At 72.2% G+C, this 15,462-nt stretch carries 16 protein-coding genes; 7 read left to right on the forward strand and 9 right to left on the reverse strand.

Features of this window, described 5'->3' with window-relative positions; all coding sequences use genetic code 11:
- The first annotated feature begins 6 nt into the window (after positions 1-6).
- Positions 7-888: an esterase/lipase family protein gene (locus tag ACQEV1_RS43820; protein ID WP_433402875.1), complete on the forward strand. Its 882-nt coding sequence runs from the start codon at positions 7-9 to the stop codon at positions 886-888.
- A 70-nt stretch (positions 889-958) separates the two neighbouring features.
- Here ACQEV1_RS43820 and ACQEV1_RS43825 read toward each other — a convergent pair whose 3' ends face one another.
- The gene (locus ACQEV1_RS43825) at positions 959-1,297 is read right to left on the reverse strand and encodes a HEAT repeat domain-containing protein (protein WP_433402878.1); all 339 of its coding nucleotides are present in this window, start codon (positions 1,295-1,297) and stop codon (positions 959-961) included.
- Positions 1,298-1,423: 126 nt separating this feature from the next.
- On the opposite strand from ACQEV1_RS43825, the gene ACQEV1_RS43830 reads away from it, so the two are divergent.
- A complete protein-coding gene (locus ACQEV1_RS43830) occupies positions 1,424-2,878 on the forward strand; it encodes a serine/threonine-protein kinase (RefSeq protein WP_433402881.1) in 1,455 nt (484 codons plus the stop codon).
- Here the strand turns inward: ACQEV1_RS43830 and ACQEV1_RS43835 are convergent.
- The 5 genes from ACQEV1_RS43835 to ACQEV1_RS43855 all read right to left on the reverse strand — a co-directional run bounded on the left by ACQEV1_RS43835 (position 2,875) and on the right by ACQEV1_RS43855 (position 9,311).
- Positions 2,875-4,011, reverse strand: a complete 1,137-nt coding sequence (locus ACQEV1_RS43835; RefSeq protein ID WP_433402884.1) for an FAD-dependent monooxygenase — start codon at positions 4,009-4,011, stop codon at positions 2,875-2,877. The genes ACQEV1_RS43830 and ACQEV1_RS43835 overlap by 4 nt on opposite strands.
- Before the next feature lie 74 nt (positions 4,012-4,085).
- Complete coding sequence (locus ACQEV1_RS43840; RefSeq protein WP_433402887.1) at positions 4,086-4,508, reverse strand: spore-associated protein A; 423 nt, start codon at positions 4,506-4,508, stop codon at positions 4,086-4,088.
- Between the two features lie 125 nt (positions 4,509-4,633).
- The gene (gene betA / locus ACQEV1_RS43845) at positions 4,634-6,274 is read right to left on the reverse strand and encodes a choline dehydrogenase (RefSeq protein ID WP_433402890.1); all 1,641 of its coding nucleotides are present in this window, start codon (positions 6,272-6,274) and stop codon (positions 4,634-4,636) included.
- Positions 6,271-7,815 carry an amino acid permease gene (locus ACQEV1_RS43850; RefSeq protein WP_433402893.1) on the reverse strand — a complete coding sequence of 515 codons (1,545 nt, stop codon included), beginning with the start codon at positions 7,813-7,815 and terminating at the stop codon, positions 6,271-6,273. Before ACQEV1_RS43850 ends, betA begins: the two co-directional genes overlap by 4 nt.
- A 26-nt stretch (positions 7,816-7,841) precedes the next feature.
- Positions 7,842-9,311, reverse strand: a complete 1,470-nt coding sequence (locus ACQEV1_RS43855) for an aldehyde dehydrogenase family protein (protein WP_433406092.1) — start codon at positions 9,309-9,311, stop codon at positions 7,842-7,844.
- A gap of 118 nt (positions 9,312-9,429) precedes the next feature.
- Here ACQEV1_RS43855 and ACQEV1_RS43860 point away from each other — a divergent pair, with 118 nt between their 5' ends.
- The gene (locus tag ACQEV1_RS43860; RefSeq protein WP_285583577.1) at positions 9,430-10,020 is read left to right on the forward strand and encodes a TetR/AcrR family transcriptional regulator; all 591 of its coding nucleotides are present in this window, start codon (positions 9,430-9,432) and stop codon (positions 10,018-10,020) included.
- Between the two features lie 6 nt (positions 10,021-10,026).
- Here the strand turns inward: ACQEV1_RS43860 and ACQEV1_RS43865 are convergent, their stop codons facing one another.
- From ACQEV1_RS43865 to ACQEV1_RS43875, 3 genes are all read right to left on the reverse strand, one after another.
- Positions 10,027-10,437 carry a RidA family protein gene (locus ACQEV1_RS43865; RefSeq protein WP_285583579.1) on the reverse strand — a complete coding sequence of 137 codons (411 nt, stop codon included), beginning with the start codon at positions 10,435-10,437 and terminating at the stop codon, positions 10,027-10,029.
- Positions 10,434-11,129 (reverse strand): peptidoglycan editing factor PgeF, encoded by a 696-nt coding sequence (gene pgeF / locus ACQEV1_RS43870; protein ID WP_433402897.1) that lies wholly within the window; start codon positions 11,127-11,129, stop codon positions 10,434-10,436. Before pgeF ends, ACQEV1_RS43865 begins: the two co-directional genes overlap by 4 nt.
- A 71-nt stretch (positions 11,130-11,200) precedes the next feature.
- Entirely contained in the window at positions 11,201-11,680 is a 480-nt protein-coding gene (locus tag ACQEV1_RS43875; protein ID WP_285627187.1) for a hypothetical protein, read from the reverse strand.
- Between the two features lie 102 nt (positions 11,681-11,782).
- Here ACQEV1_RS43875 and ACQEV1_RS43880 point away from each other — a divergent pair, with 102 nt between their 5' ends.
- From ACQEV1_RS43880 to ACQEV1_RS43895, 4 genes are all read left to right on the forward strand, one after another.
- Positions 11,783-12,472, forward strand: a complete 690-nt coding sequence (locus ACQEV1_RS43880) for a response regulator transcription factor (RefSeq protein WP_285627185.1) — start codon at positions 11,783-11,785, stop codon at positions 12,470-12,472.
- Complete coding sequence (locus ACQEV1_RS43885; protein WP_433402902.1) at positions 12,469-13,743, forward strand: ATP-binding protein; 1,275 nt, start codon at positions 12,469-12,471, stop codon at positions 13,741-13,743. The genes ACQEV1_RS43880 and ACQEV1_RS43885 overlap by 4 nt, the downstream gene beginning before the upstream one ends.
- Before the next feature lie 160 nt (positions 13,744-13,903).
- Positions 13,904-14,470 (forward strand): PepSY domain-containing protein, encoded by a 567-nt coding sequence (locus ACQEV1_RS43890; protein WP_433402905.1) that lies wholly within the window; start codon positions 13,904-13,906, stop codon positions 14,468-14,470.
- 430 nt (positions 14,471-14,900) lie between these two features.
- Entirely contained in the window at positions 14,901-15,461 is a 561-nt protein-coding gene (locus ACQEV1_RS43895; protein WP_433402908.1) for a hypothetical protein, read from the forward strand.
- Position 15,462 lies beyond the last annotated feature (1 nt).

The following is a 15,462-nucleotide window of genomic DNA, read 5'->3' on the forward strand; positions in this document are numbered from 1 at the left end:
GGATCCGTGCTGCCCCGCCGCGCACTCCGGTCCCTGCTCGTCGCCGTCACCGCCCTGCTGGGCACGACGCTGCTCGCCTCCGCCGCCCAGGCCACCGACCCCGTCGACGCCGCCAAGGCCCTCGCCGCACCCGGCGTGCCCGGCGCGAACGACTGGTCGTGCCACCCGAGCGCCGCACACCCGCGTCCGGTCGTCCTGGTCCACGGCACGTTCGCCGACGGCACCGTGAACTGGGTCGCCGCCGCTCCCGCCCTCGCGGCGCGGGGCTACTGCGTCTTCGCCCTGACGTACGGCGCGCAGGCCGGCGTCCCGGTGCTGCGGGCCATCGGGCCGGTGGCCGGCTCCGCCGCGCAGCTGTCCACGTTCGTCGACGGCGTCCTCGCCGCGACCGGGGCGTCCCAGGTCGACATCGTCGGGCACTCGCAGGGCGGCATGATGCCGCGCTACTACCTGAAGTTCCTCGGCGGCGCGGCCAAGGTGCACACGCTCGTCGGCCTGGCGCCCTCCAACCACGGCACCACGCTCGACGGACTCGCGGCGCTGGCCACGCAGTTCCCGGGCGCGACCGACGTCCTGAACTCCGCCTGCCCCGCCTGCGTCGACCAGTTCGCCGGATCGGACCTGCTCAGCCGGCTGAACTCCGGCGGCGACACCGTCCCCGGCGTGAGCTACACCGTGATCGCGAGCCGGTACGACGAGGTCGTCACGCCGTACTCCACCCAGTTCCTCAGCGGCAGCGGCGTGCACAACGTGACGCTGCAGGACCTGTGCGCCGCCGACATCTCCGAGCACGTCGCGATCGCCTTCGACCCGGTCGCGCTGCACGAGACCGAGAACGCCCTGGACCCGGCGCACGCCTCGCGGACCACCTGTCTGTCACACGGCTGAACCACCACCGGCCCCGCCAGGCGGAGGCCGGGGATCCCATCGACGGATCCCCGGCCTCCGTGCACCACGCTCAGGCGATCCAGCCGCCCTCCCGCGCCTGCTCGAGCGCTTCGTGCGCCCCCGGGGTGTCGAGCATCTCCAGCCCGCGGATCGCCCAGAACCGCACCGAGTCGTCGTCGCTCTCCAGCTCACCGGTCAGCACGCGCAGGGCGCGCGGCGACCGCGCCTCGGAGATCAGCTCAAGGAGCCAGCAGCGCAGCTCGTCATCCCCTTCTCGGCCGAACTCGGCGATGAGCTCGTCCACGTACGCGTCCGCGTGCTCACGCAGGAAGTCGAAGCCGTGCGTCCGGAGCCGCGCGTCCGGGCTCCGCATCGACTCGAGCGCCTGCGCGAAGCGCCGGTTGGTCATCAGGTCGTCCTCGCGTCCACAACGAATACGGAATACGGACGCGTCGAATGCTAAACGCCGGATACGACATTTGCTCCGGTCTCCCCCGGTACTGTCACCTTCGTCGCATCCGTCGTTGGAGGATCAATGCCGCAGGCCCTGCGCACCGGAGACCCCCAGAAGATCGGCGACTACCGGCTGGTCGGGCTCCTCGGGGAGGGCGGCCAGGGCGCGGTCTACCGCGGCGAGGCTCCGCGCGGCGAGCCGGTGGCGATCAAGCTGCTGCACGCCCGGTTCAGCGGGGACGCCAAAGCCCGTGCCCGGTTCGCGGCCGAACTCGCCCACGCCCGGCGCGTGGCACCGTTCTGCACGGCCCGGGTCCTCGACGCGGACCTGGACGGCGACCGTCCCTACATCGTCAGCGAGTTCGTCGAGGGACCCACGCTGTCCGACGTCATCGCCAGCGGGCCGCCGCCCGAGGGATCGGCGCTGGAGCGGATCGCCATTGCGACGGTCACGGCGCTCGCCGCGATCCACGAGGCCGGTGTCGTGCACCGTGACTTCAAGCCCGGCAACGTCATCATGGGCCCCGGCGGTCCCCGCGTCATCGACTTCGGCATCGCACGCGCGCTCGACGCCACCGGCACCCTGTCGAGCGCCGTGGTGGGCACGCCCGCGTACATGGCACCCGAACAGATCGCCGGCGGCGCCATCGGACCGGCCGCGGACATCTTCGCCTGGGGCTGCGCGATGGCCTTCGCGGCGAGCGGCGTGACGCTCTTCGGGCAGGACTCCATCCCTGCGGTGATGCACCGGATCCTGCACGAGGAACCCGACCTGGGCCGGCTGGCCACGCCCCTGCGTGAGATCGTCGCCGCGTGCCTGGCGAAGGAGCCGGACCGGCGGCCGAGCGCCCGGCAGATCCTGCTCCGGCTGCTCGGCGGGGCCGAATCCGCCGTGACCCCAAAGACCCTGCTCACCGAGGGTGCCCGGATATCGGCGTCGCCGCCGGGCCCGCGAAACGCCACGCGCCCCTGGCCGCCCGGCGATCCGTCCTCGCCGGCGTACGGTCCAACTCAACGGGCGTACGGGCCGGCCGGGCAGGCGTACGGGCCCGGGCAGCCGGTGGCCGTACGCGGCGGGACACCGAGGAGTCACCGGGCCCTGACACGCGCGATGGGCGTCGCCGCCGTCGTCCTCGGCGTGACGACGCTGCTGCCCTGGGCGCACGTCGGCCGGCGGCTGATCGGAACATCCGTACCGATCGACGTCGTCGGCGTCAGCGGGCTGCGGACGCTCTGGGGGGTGCTCATCCTGGTCATGGCGGTGATCGCCGTCAACCTGGCGATCATTGATGAATTCTCGCCGCGCCTGTCGGCCGTCTGGGCGGCCGTCCCCGGCGGGGTGACGATCGTCTCGATCGCGGGGTTCGTCGTCCGGCGGCAGGACCTGTTGAGCAAGCACCCGAACTTCGGCCTGCTCTCCGTGGACGACCTGCACAAGATGGGCTACGCCCTGGACATTTCCCTGTCTCCAGGCGTGTACGCCGCGCTGGCCGCCGCGGTGGTCCTCACGGCCCTCGCCCTGCTCTCCCGGCGTTAGAGCGGGACGGACCAGTCGAGACGCCGGACGACCTCTTCGTCGGGGATCCCCGCGGGCCCCGTGCCGGGCCGCCGGGCGGGTGCGCGGCCCGCCGTCAGCCGGGCGCTGGTGGCGGTGTTGAGCTCCACGCGGGGACGCCGCAGCCGTTCGTACGTCTCCAGGGCCGCGTCCGTGGACGGTGCGTCGCGCAGCGCCTTGGCCAGCACGATCGCGTCCTCCATCGCCATGGAGGCGCCCTGCCCGGTCGCCGGGGAGGCGGCGTGCGCGGCGTCGCCGATGAGCAGCGTCCGCGTGGTGCGCCAGCGCCCGCCCGGGGGCAGGTCACAGGCGTTGACGGCCATCAGCCGGTCGCCGGTGGCGGCGACGATGTCCGCGGCCGGGGTGGCGTCGGGCCGCAGCAGCGGCAGCAGGTGCTCGCGCCACGCATCCGGAGTGCCGCCGGTGAGTTCCCCGGCCGTCAGCGCGGCCCCGGCGACCCGGGCGAACCAGTAGGTCTCCCCGGCGGGAGAGACGGCGTGCCCGAACGCGACGGCACTGCCGCGGATCATCTCGATCCGCTCGGGCTCCCCGTACGCGGTGGTGGTGTAGCCGTAGAAGACGCGCTGTCCGGCGTAGCGCGGCGGGCCGCAGTCCGGATCGACCGCCGCGCGCGCGGCGGAGCCCAGCCCGTCGGCGGCGACGAGGAGGTCACCGGCCGCGCCGTCGCCGTCCGCGAAGCGCGCCACGACCTCGTCCGGCCCCTCGGTCACCGAGACGAGCCGCCGGCCGTGCCGTACGGGGATGCCTCGGTGGAGCACCTCGGCCCGCAGCGCCGCGCACAGCTCGGCGCGCCGCAGGCAGCGGTAGCGGGCGAGCGGTTCGTCGTGGCGGCCCAGCGGCACGGTGGCGAGCGCGGCGCCGTCGGCGCCGGTCACCCGCATCGAGGTGAGCGGAAAGCCCGCGTCCGCCACCCGGCGCGCGGCGTCGACCTGGGCCAGCGCGATCATCCCGTTGGTGGCGAGCGTCAGGAACGCGCCGAGGTCGTCGCCGCTGGTCGGGTGCGCCTCGTACACCGTCACCTCGGCCCCGATCTTGTGCAGCGCGAGTGCCGCCGAGAGCCCGCCGACACCGCCACCGATCACCAGAATCCGCACCGATCCCCCTTCACACCGCGTCCTGCGGCCAGTCTCGCAGGGACCCGCGCCGGTCCTCTCGTGCAAGGACGCGATCAGCCGCAGTGAGATTTTCCTGAGTCCCAGTAGTACTGGTGCCCCGCGATGATCTCGGTACCTTCCCAATCGATGCATTTTCCTGGGGCCGTGACCCTCACCGGGCCCGCGTAAGTGCTGTAGTAATCGCCGTCGAAATCGTAATCGTCGGTACCGTAGATCTCGACCTGGGCATCGACCCAGTTGCCGTTCGGGCTGTCCTTCCACGTGACGACGCAGTTCTTGGTGCCGTTGTACATCAGGTAGACGACGGCCGGGCCGAGATCGTGTGAGTCGATCTCGTGGTACGAAGTGCCGTCCGCGTTACATGCCGCGATCGGAGAGGACGCCGCCGACGCCGGGGTGCTCGTGGCGACCGATCCGGTCACCGCTGCCGCGGCGGCGAGCGCGAGCGCGGCCGCGGAGCGCTTTGTGATCTTCACTCGGGTCCCTTCGGGAGAAATGAGCGTCTACCTTCGCTGCCTGAGACGAGACAGCCCGGCCGGCTGTGACATCAGGACGGAGGACAGGTGGAAGAAGACCCTCGCCGCCGCTTCATTCCGGGCTCTCAGCCCCCTGGGGCGCGGTAGAACTCCGCGTCGTCCGGCTTCAGCGGTGTGTCTCCCAGGATCAGGTCGGCGGCCTTCTCCGCCACCATCATCACCGGCGCGTAGATGTTGCCGTTGGTGATGTACGGCATGACCGACGCGTCCACCACCCGTAGTCCGTCCAGGCCGTGGACCCGCATGCTGCCCGGGTCGACGACGGACATCGGGTCGGTGCCCATCTTGGCGGTGCACGAGGGATGCAGGGCGGTCTCGGCGTCCCGTGCGACCCAGTCGAGGATCTCCTCGTCGCTTCCCACCCGCGGACCGGGCGAGATCTCGCCGCCGTTGAACTCATCCAGGGCCGGCTGGTTCAGGATGTCGCGTGCGACGTTGATCGCCTCCACCCATTCGCGCCGGTCGTTCTCCGTGGACAGGTAGTTGAAGCGCAGTGCCGGATGTTCCGCCGGGTCGGTGGAGCGGATCTTCACCGACCCGCGTGTGTCGGCGTACATCGGGCCGACGTGGACCTGGTACCCGTGGCCGCCGGCCGGCACCGAGCCGTCGTAGCGGATCGCGATCGGCAGGAAGTGGAACATCAGGTTCGGGTAGGCCACCTCATCGTTGCTCCGCACGAAGCCGCCGCCCTCGAAGTGGTTGGTCGCGCCCGGCCCGGACCGCAGGAACAGCCACTGCGCGCCGATGAGCGGCCGCCGCCACTTCGCCAGCGCGGGCTGTACCGAGACCGGCCGCTTGCAGGCGTACTGGACGTAGACCTCGAGGTGGTCCTGGAGGTTCTCCCCGACGCCGGGCAGGTCCGCCACCACGTCGACGCCCAGGGCGCGCAGCTCGGCGGCATCCCCGACGCCGGAGAGCTGGAGCAGCTGCGGGGTGTTGATGGACCCGCCGCACAGGATGATCTCCCCGCCGTACGCCTCACGGCCGTGGCCGTACCGTACGCCCACCGCGCGCTCGCCCGCGAAAAGGATCTTCGTGACGTGCGCACGGGTCCGTACGGTGAGGTTGGGCCGGTTCTTCACCGGGTGCAGGTAGGCGCGGGCGGCCGACAGCCGCCGGCCCCGGTGGACGTTGCGGTCGAACGGGGCGAAGCCCTCCTGCCGGTAGCCGTTGACGTCGTCCGTACGCGGGTAGCCGGCCTGCTCCGCGGCGGCGAAGAACGCCTCGAACAGCGGGTTGGCCGCCGGCCCACGCTCCAGCACCAGCGGGCCCTCGTGGCCGTGCCACTTCTCGTCGCCGGCCAGGCAGTTCTCCATGCGCTTGAAGTAGGGCAGGCAGTGGGCGAAGTCCCAGTCCTCCATGCCCTCGTCGGCGGCCCACCGCTCGTAGTCCATCGGGTTGCCGTGCTGGAAGATCATCCCGTTGATGCTGCTGGATCCGCCGAGGACCTTGCCCCGGGCGTGGTAGATCCGCCGTCCGTGCATGTACGGCTCGGGCTCGGACTCATAGCGCCAGTCGTAGAACCGGCTGCCGATGGGGAAGGTCAGCGCGGCCGGCATGTGGATGAACACGTCCCAGCGGTAGTCCGGACGGCCGGCCTCCAGCACCAGGACGGTGTTCCCGGCGTCCGCGGACAGCCGGTTGGCCAGCGCGCTGCCGGCCGACCCGCCCCCGACGATGACGTAGTCGTACCGCTCGCGGCTCACGACACCACCTCGGCGTCGTCCGGCCTCGTCCACGCCCGGCGACGTATCGCCAGCATCACGCCGCCCACGACGACGATCAGCACGCTGGTGAGCAGCGCGCCCCACTGGTAGTACCAGTGGTCGGTGCCGTAGACCGCGCCGCGCGGCCAGAACAGGTTGACGATCATGGCGATGCCGTACAGGACGGCGAAGGCGTTGACGGCGAGGCCGAACCGGCCCATCCGGAAGTACGGCCCGTGGTCGGGGCCCGGCCACGCTCCGCGCAGCCGCCGGAGCAGCATCGGCCCGGTCACCATCAGGTACGGGATGTAGAAGAGGATGATCGCGGTCGAGGTGAGCACGAAGAACGCACGCTGGTTGCCGATGTTGATCAGCAGCACGACGATGGTGAGCATGCCGGTGATCAGGGCGGGCACGACCGGCGTCTTCGAACGCGGCGAGACCCGCGAGAAGGACGCGCCGAAGGGCAGCCGCCCGTCGCGGGCCATCGCGAAGATCATGCGGATGGCGGCGGTCTGCACGGCGAGGCAGCAGACCGTGATCGCGATGGCCGAACAGATGAGGAAGACGTCGCCGAGCGTGTTGCCCAGGGTGGACTTCAGCAGGTAGGGCATGCCGGAGACGCCGAGCTCCTTGGCGTGGATGTCGCCCACGGCCATCATGCCGACGAGCATCAGCAGGCCGCCGACGACGAAGGCCGCGGTGATGGCGCGGATGATCGCGCGGGGCGCGTGCCGCCGCGGCTCGACGGTCTCCTCCGCCAGCGACCCGGCGGTGTCGAAGCCGTAGAAGACGTACGCGCTCATCAGCGAGGCCACCAGGAACGCGCCGAGGTATCCGGCCGAGTGCCCCGCGCCCGAGCCGCTGGTCTGGAGCACCACCTGCGGGCCGCGCTTGATGTGCACCGCCAGCGCGAGGATCAGCAGGATGATGCCGCCGAGCTCGACCGCGACGCCGAAGTTGTTGATCTTGGCCATCACCCGGACGCCGACGATGTTGATGACCGTGGTGAAGACGACGAGGCCCAGGGCGAGCACGATGGCGTTCTTCGCGCCTCCCGGCGTCGAGGTCGCGCCGATGTCCGCGGCGCCGCCGACGATCTGAAAGCCCGACCAGACCTGCGGCAGGATGATCTGGTACGCCACGGCCACGGCGGCGGCGGTGACCACCGCTCCGATGACCATGATCCAGCCGGCGAACCACGAGGTCACCGGCCGCGCGATCTGTTTGGACCACTGGTAGACCGATCCGGCGAGCGGGTACTGGCCGGCCATCTCGGCGAAGCAGAACGCCACCGCCAGCTGGCCCAGGAAGACCAGCGGCCAGGTCCAGATGAACGCCGGGCCGCCCGATCCGAAGCCGAAGAAGAAGAGCTGGAACACCCCGGTCATGATCGAGATGTAGCTGAACCCGGAGGCGAAGCTGGAGAACGATCCGAGGGAACGTTCCAGCTGCTGCTTGTAGCCGAACCCGGCGAGGTCGGCGCTGTCGGTGTCGTCGCGCCCCGCGTTCACGGGGAGTGAATCGCCATGGACTGCCATGGCCGGCTCCTTTGTTCGATCGACCCTCAGCCGGAGAACCAGCGCGTGGGCTCAGGGGCGGTGTTGTGGTAGATGTGCTTCTTCTCCTGGTACTCCTCCAGGCCTGAGGGGCCGAGTTCACGGCCGATCCCCGATTTGCCGAAGCCGCCCCACTCCGCCTGCGGAAGGTAGGGGTGAAAGTCGTTGATCCAGACGGTGCCGTGCCGCAGCGCCGCGGCCACCCGCTCCGCCCGTCCGGCGTCGGCCGTCCAGACCGCTCCGGCCAGGCCGTAGCCGGTGTCGTTGGCGAGCCGTACCGCCTCTTCCTCGGTGCCGAACCGCTCGACGGTCACCACCGGCCCGAACACCTCCTCGCGGACGACCGCCATCTCACGGGTGCAGTCGCCGAGCACGGTGGGGCGGAGGAAGAACCCGCCGGCGAGTGCCGGGTCCGCCGGACGGGCGCCGCCGGCGAGCAGCCGCGCGCCGTCCGCGAGCGCGCGCTCGATGTGGCCCTCGACCTTGGCGCGGTGCTCGGCCGAGACGAGCGGCCCGCACTCGGTCCCGGGATCGAGGCCGTTGCCGAGGCGGATCCGGTCGGCGCGGGCGGCCAGCTCCTCGACGAACCGGTCGTGGATCTCCTCCTGCAGGATCAGCCGGGCGCCGGCCGAACAGACCTGGCCGGAGTGGAGGAAGGCGGCGGTGAGCGCGTAGTCCACCGCGGTGTCGAAGTCGGCGTCGGCGAACACGACGTTGGGGTTGTTGCCGCCGAGCTCCAGCGCCACCCGGCGTACGCCTCGCGCCGCGGCTGCCATGATCTCCTGACCGGTGGCCAGCCCGCCGGTGAAGGAGATCAGGTCGACGCCGGGGTGGGCCACCATGGCCCGCCCGGCCGTGCCGCCGGCGCCGAGCAGGAGGTTGACGACGCCGGGTGGCACCGCCGCCTCCTCGACCAGTTCGACCAATGCCACCGTGGTGAGCGGGGTGAGCTCGCTGGGTTTGAGCACGGTCGTGTTGCCGGCGGCGAGGGCGGGGGCCAGCTTCCATGACATCTGCAGGAGCGGGTAGTTCCACGGCGCGATGAGGGCGCAGACACCGACCGGCTCGTGGGTGATCCGGCTGACGACGTCCGGCCGCCCCGGATCGACGACCCGGCCCGCGTGTGTCCCGGCGAGGCCCGCGTAGTAGCGGAACACCGCGGTGACGTCGTCGACGTCGGCGCGCCCTTCCTTCAGCGTCTTGCCCGTGTCGAGGCTCTCGGTGCGGGCGATCGACTCGCGGTCGCGCTGGAGCAGGTCCGCGATCCGCGCGAGCGTACGGCCGCGCTCGGTCGCGGGCGTACGCGGCCAGGGGCCGGAGTCGAAGGCGGCGCGGGCGGCGGCCACCGCGCGGTCGACGTCGTCGGCGGACGCCTCGGCCACCATCTCCAGCACGGTCGCGTCGAAGGGATTGAGCGTCGTCGACGTCGCACCGGTGGAGGAGTTCGTCCACACGCCGTCGAGGTAGAGCTGCCTGATGCCGAGGTTCCTCTCGTCTTACCCCTTTCGCTCCCCTTGCGTACGTTTGTACATAAGTGAGGGACCGGCGTCAATGCACCCGTGCGGCCTCGGCCGCGGTTTGGGAGACTGCTGAGCTATGTCGACGGACGGGGACCTCGGCAGACGAGGACGGGGGCCGACCGATCCGGCCCGCCGGGAGAAGATCGCGAACGCGGCCATCGCGGTCGTGGCCGAACGGGGTGTCGAAGGCGTGACCCACCGCGCCGTCGCGGCGGCCGCCGGCGTACCGCTGGGGTCGACGACGTATCACTTCGCGACCCTGGACGACCTGCTGGCCGACGCCCTCCGCACGGCCGCCGACCACAACGTCGCCCGCCTGCGCGCGTGGGAGCGCGACCTGCCCGCCGACGCCGACCTCGCCGCCGCGCTCACCGAACTCGTGATGCGCGGCCTCACCGACGAACGCCCGCAGACCGTCGTGGAGTACGAGCTGTACGTCGCCGCGCTCCACCGCCCGCCGCTCCGGCACGCGAGCAACAACTGGGACGACGCGCTGGTCGAGCTGTTCGCCTCCCGTACGGACGCGGTCACCGGGCGGCTGCTGGCCGCGGCCTTCTGCGGCCTGCTGATGCAGGCCCTGCTCGCCGACCCGCCCCCGACCCGCGACGAGATCGACGCCCTCTTCCGCCGCGCCCTCGGCGAGCCGCCGGCCTCCCGCCGGCCCTAGGATCCGTCAGCGGCGGGGCACCGCGGCGACGCCCTCGACCTCCACGGTCAGTTCGGGCGCGGCCAGGGAGTCGACGACCATGAGCGAATGGGCCGGCCAGTCGCCCTCCGGGTACCACGCCGCGAAGATCTTCTCCCGTGCCGCGCGGCTGCCCGCGAGGTGCTCGCGCGCCGAGACCATCGTCAGCAGTTTGACGAGGTGCGCCGGACCGGCGCCGATCGAGTCGAGCAGCGTCGCGATGTTGACGAACGCCTGACGTGTCTGCGACTCCGCGTCCGGCCCGGCGAGTGTGCCGTCGTCGAGCACGCCGACCTGCCCGGAGATGAAGACCAGCTCATGGTCGGACGGCACGGAGGCCAGGTGGCTGTACTGCCCGATGGGCGCGGCCACGCCGTCCGGGCTCCAACGTCGAATCATGCGTCCTCCAGGCGGATGTAGCCGGCGAAACGGCCCGTCGTACGGTCGCGGCGGTAGGAGTACAGCTCCGGGGTCTCGATGGTGCAGCGCCCGTCGTGGTGGATCTCGGTGACGCCCTCGGCGGCGAGCTGCGCGGTGATGCCGGCCCGCAGGTCGAGGGCCGGGGTCCCCTCGCGTGTCGTGGACCACGACTCCGGCAGCTTCGCGGCGACCTGGTCGCGCAGCTCGGCGGAGACCTCGTAGCAGAGCCCGCAGGCGCACGGGCCGATCAGGGCGCGCATCCGGGCCGGATCACCGCCGCGGGCGGTCATCGCACGGACCAGGGCGGGCACGACGCCCTGTTCGGTGCCGGCCCGCCCGGAGTGCGCCGCGCCGACCAGCCCGGCGTCCGCGTCGGCGATCAGCACCGGCGCGCAGTCGGCTACCAGCACGCACAGGGCCAGGCCCGGCTCGTCGGTGAACACGGCGTCCAGCGCGGGCGGCTCGGCTCCGAACGGCGCGGTCACGTACGCGACGTCCGCGCTGTGGACCTGCCGCATGTAGACCACGCGCGCCGGGTCGGCCCCGAACTCCAGCGCCGTCTTCTCGCGGTTGCGGCGGACCGCCTCCGGGTCGTCGCCGACCGCTCCGCCCAGGTTGCGGCCGTCGTACGGCGCGGCGCTGACGCCACCGAGCCGATCGGTGATGACCATGTGAACTCGACCCGCCGGCTTCATCGCGTGGCTCCCCCCGATGCGTCGCCGCCGAGCTTACCGAGCCGTGCTCATCCCCGCCCGCGACGCCCGCCGTGGTGCCCGTCGTCGGCCGCGGAACGGGCGACCGGGGAGCCGCCCTCGCAGGCCACCGTGACGGCGTACTCCTCCTCGTCCGACTCCAGCTTCAGCGTGACCGAGGGCGCCGGTCCGCGCGCGAAGCCGTCGGTGTGGAAGCCCTGCGCCGGGGTGACCGCCACGATCGTCACCCTCCCGCCCGCGCAGCGCGCGGTGACCGTTCCGCCGCCCGTGCCGAGACTGCGGGTGACGCCTCCGGTCGCGGACGCGCTCGGCGACGGACTCGGCGGCGCGGCCGGTGACGTGCCGCCCGTACGGCCGAGGGCCCGGTGCACCGCGTCCTCGTCCAGGGGACGCACGCTCCGTCCGGTGATGCCGCCTTCGAGGACGTCGATGGCGGCGACTCCGGCCGCGGTCGCGGCCGCCGCGACGGCGAGCCAGCCCGTGATGCCGAGGAGGACGCGCCGGTTCATGCCGCCATCATCCCCCCGCCGACCGCTAAGACGGGGTTAAGACGGAGGTAAGGCGCGTCCGGCGGGAAGCCCGGCGATACCCCCACGAGTTACCGTGCTCGGGTGCCCCAGGTGCTCATCGTCGAGGACGACAACCAGATCCGCGCCTCACTGGTGCGGGCTCTCACCGAACACGGCCACGCCGTCTCCTCCGCGCACACCGCGATGAGCGGTCTGCAGCGCGCCGTGGAGGACCGGCCGGACGTCGTGGTCCTGGACCTCGGCCTGCCCGACCTGGACGGCCGCGAGGTGCTGCGGATGCTGCGGGCCGTCAGCCGCGTCCCGGTGGTCGTGGCGACCGCGCGGGACGCCGAGGAGGAGATCGTCCGGCTGCTCGACGCGGGCGCCGACGACTACCTCATCAAGCCGTTCGGCACCGCCCAGCTGGAGGCGCGCATCCGGGCCGTACTGCGCCGCGCCACCGAGAAGGAGGCCGCGCCGATCATCACCGTCGGCGCGCTGAGCGTCTCCCCCCGCGCCCGCGAGGCCGTGCTGGACGGTGTCACGCTGGACCTCAGCCCACGGGAGTTCGACCTGCTGCACTACCTCGCCGCGCGGCACGGCGAGGTGGTGACCAAACGCGACCTGCTCACCGAGGTCTGGCGGGTGCCGTACGGCGGAACGGACAAGACGGTCGACGTGCACCTGTCGTGGCTGCGCCGCAAGCTGGGTGAGACGGCGCAGCAGCCGCGCTACCTGCACACCGTACGCGGCGTCGGCGTCAAGCTCGTCGACCCGGACGCGACGCGATGAGACGCCGGCTCACCCTGCTCGTCGCCGCCACGACCTCCCTGGTCCTGGTGGCCTTCCTCGTGCCGCTGGCCCTGCTGGTCCGTACGGTCGCCGCCGACCGCGCGCTCAGCGGAGCCACCCTGGAGGTCGAGTCGCTCGCCTCCCTCGTGACGACGGTCGACCGGCAGCCGCTGACACTGGCACTCGAACAGGCCGCCGCGTCCGGCGGGCGGCCGGTCACGGTCTTCTTCCCCGACGGCAGCACGGTCGGCGCGCCCGCACGCCGGTCGGCCGCCGTCGACCTGGCCGCACGCGGCAACAGCGTCACCGCGAAAGTGCCCGGCGGCCGGGAGATCCTGGTCGCCGTCGAGGGCATGCCGGCGGGCACGGCGGTGGTCCGGACGTACGTCTCGGACGGCGAACTGTCGCGAGGCGTCACGCGGGCCTGGCTGATCCTGGCGATCCTCGGCGTGGCGCTCCTCGGCCTGGGACTGCTGGTCGCCGACCGGCTCGCCCGCTCCCTCGTCGGCTCGGCCCGCGAACTGGCCTCGGTGTCACACGAGCTCGCCGCCGGCCACCTCGGCACACGGGCGCAGCCGGGCGCCACGCCCGAACTGCGGGACGTCGCGACCGCGCTCAACCACCTGGCCGGCCGGATCCAGGAACTCATCGCGCAGGAACGCGAGGCGGCGGCCGACCTCTCCCACCGGCTGCGCACCCCGCTTACGGCGCTCCGCCTGGAACTGGAGTCCCTGCGCGACCCCGACGAGGCCGCGCGCGCCGAGGCGTCGGTCGCCGCGCTGGAGCGCGCGGTCAGCCAGATCATCGCCGACACGCGCCGCCCCTCGCGTACGGCCACGGGCGGCCGATGCGACGCGGCCGAGGTCGTCGGTGAACGGGTCCGGTTCTGGGCCGTGCTGGCCGAGGACCAGAACCGGCCCCTGACCTTCCCGAACGCGAACGGCCCTCTCCCGGTCGCCGTCTCACGCGACGACCTCGCCGCGTGCGTCGACGCGCTGTTCGGCAACGTCTTCGCGCACACACCGGAGGGAACCCCGTTCGCCGTGGGCCTGACCGCACGACCGGAGGGCGGCGCCCGCCTGACGGTCGCCGACGAGGGCCCGGGCTTCGCCACCCCGGACCTTCAGGAACGGGGAGTGAGCGGTGCGGGCTCCAGCGGTCTGGGCCTCGACATCGTCCGCCGCACCGCCGAATCCTCGGGCGGCACCCTCACCCTGGGCCGCTCTACGCCCGGCGGCGCCCTCGTAACCCTCGACCTCGCCGCCCCCTGACGCACCTGTTCGTCCGGGGTCCCGGGTCGCTCCATCGGCGGTGCTCTCGGTCTTAACGGTTCCTTAGGAACGGCGCAGCGCGGCCCTATCCGCCCCTGGGCGAACCTCTTCTCACGCCGGCCTCCACGAGACGGAGGTCGCACGCGAGGAGGGTCACGACATGCGTAAGAAGGCAGTCATCACCGGCGGCGTCACCGCGGCCGTGCTGGGCGGCGCGCTGGTGCTCGGCCTGAACGGGGGCGGTACGGCCTCCGCGGAACGGACCGCGGCGGCGCGCCCGGCGGCGGCGTCGCCGTCGGTGCGGAGCATCGGCCGGGCGGAGGCGGAACAGATCGCGCTCACGGCGGTTCCCGGCGGCCGGGTGCGCTCGGCCGAGCGGGAGACCGAACACGGCGCGCCGGTCTGGTCCGTCCGTGTCGTCAAGGACGGCGTGACGCACGACCTGCACATCGACGCGCGCACCGGCAAGGTCCTCCGTGACCGCACCGACCGGCGCACGCCGACCGGCCGCCGGCACGATGACTCCCGCGCGACGGAACCCCGGCACGCCGCGACCGCCCAGCGCCACGACCGCGGCCGGGAGACCGAGGCCCGGCACGGCACCGACGACGCGACGGACGACCACGGCCACGGCCACGCGGCCGAACCCGGCGACGACCACGGCCACCACGGCGCGGGCACGGACGACCACGGCAACGACGACGGCCACCGCGGCCACGACGGCTGACACCGGCGATGGGCCCGCCGCACGAACAGCGGCGGGCCCACGGCCTGGTGTCCTGAGTCGTTGGTTCGGTTCGGATATCCGGCGAGACGTTCGAGGATGCGGTTCGAGACCGAAGGTCCGCCGGCGCGTGGCGTTGGCGGACGCGGACGTGTAGGACCGGGCGGGTGGCAGGTGCCGGTCTGCGACGTTCTCATGACAGCAGAATTCTCTACTCACGGAAGAACCGCGTCATCGATCGCCCCCGGCCTCCAGGGCGTCATCCACGGACGCCGAGACGACCGCCGCCACGACGACGCGGACGCCGGGCATCGTCAAGGTGCGGTAATAATCCCGCCCGCAAACGGCGGGAGCACGATCATCGCTCTCGCATCGGGTACGCCAGCGGAGCGCGCTACCGCAACAATCCCCGACGTAACCGAGGTCACGAGGAATGATTCACCATGTTGTCGCCATTTCCGCCGCGACGACCTTCATCGGGACCACCCGCACCCCGCCGTCGAAAGCGGCGCCCGCCATCGTGCGTCGCGATGGCGACCACCACGGCAACGGGCACCACAACCGGAACGTGATCTCGTCCGGGAGTCCCACCCACAACCGCGGCTACCAGCACACCAGCAACGGCAACGCCGGCGGTACGAACCCGGTCCAGAACGCGCTCTGCCGGCACGTCACCTCCTGCACCATCAGCCAGAAGGTGAACATCATCCAGCCGGAGCGGCCCGCGCCGGCTCCCGCCTCCCCGGCCGTCGAGGTCCTGCCGCAGACCATCGTGCCGCAGACCGCCGCACCGCAGACCGCCGCACCGCAGACCGTGCCGCGGACGATCGTGCCACAGACCAGGACGGCGCCACGACCGCGACCCCGCCCGCGCGCCCCGTTCATGTACATGGGCCCGGAGGGGTTCGTGCTCATGGCGTCCGACGGGGGAACGGGCTTCGGCACCTCGGCGGGCACCGGAGCCTTCCCCCTGCCGTTCGGATTCTTCGGCTGAT

Source organism: Actinoallomurus sp. CA-142502 (genome assembly GCF_050936355.1).
In the GTDB taxonomy this organism is placed as follows: Bacteria; Actinomycetota; Actinomycetes; order Streptosporangiales; family Streptosporangiaceae; genus Actinoallomurus; species Actinoallomurus iriomotensis.